This window comes from Marisediminitalea sp. (assembly GCF_984433645.1).
The window spans coordinates 1-2060 of sequence record NZ_CFIDRX010000301.1 but is presented as its reverse complement, the minus strand read 5'-3'; the positions used below and the strand labels follow the sequence as shown (position 1 = coordinate 2060).

General features: G+C 51.2%; 2 protein-coding genes. One reads left to right on the top strand and one right to left on the bottom strand.

What is annotated here, in order from left to right; genetic code table 11:
• Window positions 1–1117: tryptophan 7-halogenase (locus AC4MRN_RS20615; RefSeq protein ID WP_491204389.1), on the top strand; the 1117-nt coding region annotated here is incomplete at its 5' end.
• Between the two features lie 63 nt (window positions 1118–1180).
• Here the strand turns inward: AC4MRN_RS20615 and AC4MRN_RS20610 are convergent.
• Window positions 1181–2060: substrate-binding domain-containing protein (locus tag AC4MRN_RS20610; protein WP_491204388.1), on the bottom strand; the 880-nt coding region annotated here is incomplete at its 5' end.

Here is a 2060-nt window from a genome sequence, read left to right as displayed (position 1 = left end):
TATGGGGCTCGACGTCAACGTCACGCCCGGCGATTTTCTGTTTAACGGCTGGCTGGCAAAGCACAAGCGCTCACCTCAAACCCCGGCGAATTTCCCGTTTCGGATTGAATACGGCTATCATTTTGACTCGGGCTTGTTAGGCGCATTTCTTCAACGCCACGCTCAAACTCTGGGAGTGACCCACAAGTCACGAAATATCGAAAGTGTGCAGTGCCACCCAAATGGCGACATCGCTTCCCTGCACACCCGAGAAGGTGAAATCATTGAAGGCGATTTGTTTATCGATTGCTCCGGTTTTCGCAGTTTATTACTGCAAAAAACGCTGAAGGTGCCGTTTAAATCTTTCAAAGACAACCTGTTCAATGACGCTGCGGTCGTTTGCGCCACCGATGCCTTAGAAGACCGCCCTGTAGAAACCCGTTCAACCGCGTTGTCGACCGGTTGGGCCTGGCAAATCCCGCTGACTAATCGAACCGGTAACGGCTATGTGTATAGCTCTGCGTTCATTTCACAGGATGATGCCGAAAAAGAATTACTCACGCACCTTGGTGTAAATGATGACGATGCGCAAACTCGCCATTTGACCATGAGAGTGGGTCAGGTTAGCGAGCACTGGAGCCGTAACTGTCTGGCGCTAGGCCTGTCCCAAGGGTTTATTGAGCCCCTTGAGGCAACAGCCCTGCATTTGGTTCAGACCAGTGTTGAAATCTTCATGGATCACTATGAAAAAGGCGGTTTCAGCGACCAATACCGAGCGGCATATAATCTGGTTATTGGGGAGCGCTTTGAACGCGTAAGGGATTACATCGTCGCTCACTATAAACTCAATACGCGCAACGACTCTGAGTACTGGCGGGCTAACCGCAACAACGACGTGCTGTCTGAATCGCTGCTGCAATTATTGGACGTCTGGTTTAGACGAGGGGATTTACAGCAGGAAATTCAGCGTCAGAAGCTGGATTCTCATTTTGGAGCAACGTCCTGGCACTGCTTGCTTGCGGGATATGGTGCGTTTCCTCGCCTGGCTGCCCAGCAGCCTAATCAAGGCGATTTATACAAGGACAATAATCTGGCGCAGTTCTTTTCGGGGTGCTTACTTAACTTCTCAGCGCAATAACGCGACGACTCACATTTATGAGCCTGTGAATACTGAATTGCAGGCTCATTTTAAGTACGCTTATCAGCCTATGGTTTCGCCCAGTTTCAGCTCATAAGACAGCGACATCGACTGGTTTTCGCCACTGAGTAGCAGGTTCGCGGCTTGCATACCTTTCTCGACGCTCGACTGACACACTGTAGACAAGTATGGACGGGTTCGGGAAGCCTCTTCGATACCATCAAAGCCGGTGATCTTAAGCTCACCGGGCACATCAATGCCCATCGACAATGCGCATTGCAAAAGCTCTAGCGCAATGATATCACTCATGCACAGGATAACATTTGGGCGTGGCTGGCTGTAGAGGACTTCCTTAGCGGCCTGGACTGCATACACCACGTTGTTTTCAGGCAGGCTCCATATCCAGTCTGAATCTACCGTGATCCCCGCTTCTTTCAGTGCTTCACTGTAGCCATCTAAACGGCGGTGGGTAATGGAGGACTCTACATTCAGCAGAGGGTTGTCGTATATGCGGCAGGTACTGGGTGAGTCAATTAAGCGCAATCCCAGAATTGCCACGTGGTCGCCCGGTTTCAATGCCGCTTTGGCAATTTCATAGCTGGCTTTCTCGTTGTCGATGTTGATTGCCGGGCGGCCTTCCAGGTTAAAGTCGACCGTCACCACGGGCTTACTTTGTTGATTCAACTGTTCGGACAATGCAGCATTGCGCGGCGCCCCATAACAGATGAACCCATCAACAAAATCCACAACGTCGGCAATCGACTCAGAATCACCGGCGTACAATAACAAGTGCTTTTGATTCTCCCGCAATACCCGGGAGACGCCCTGAATAAAGGTGCTGGCAACCGGGTCTGTGACCATGTAGTCCAGGCTGTCCGCTAACACCAACGCTACAATATTAGACTGGCCTTTGCGCAAAATCTGCGCGGCGCGATTCGGGCCG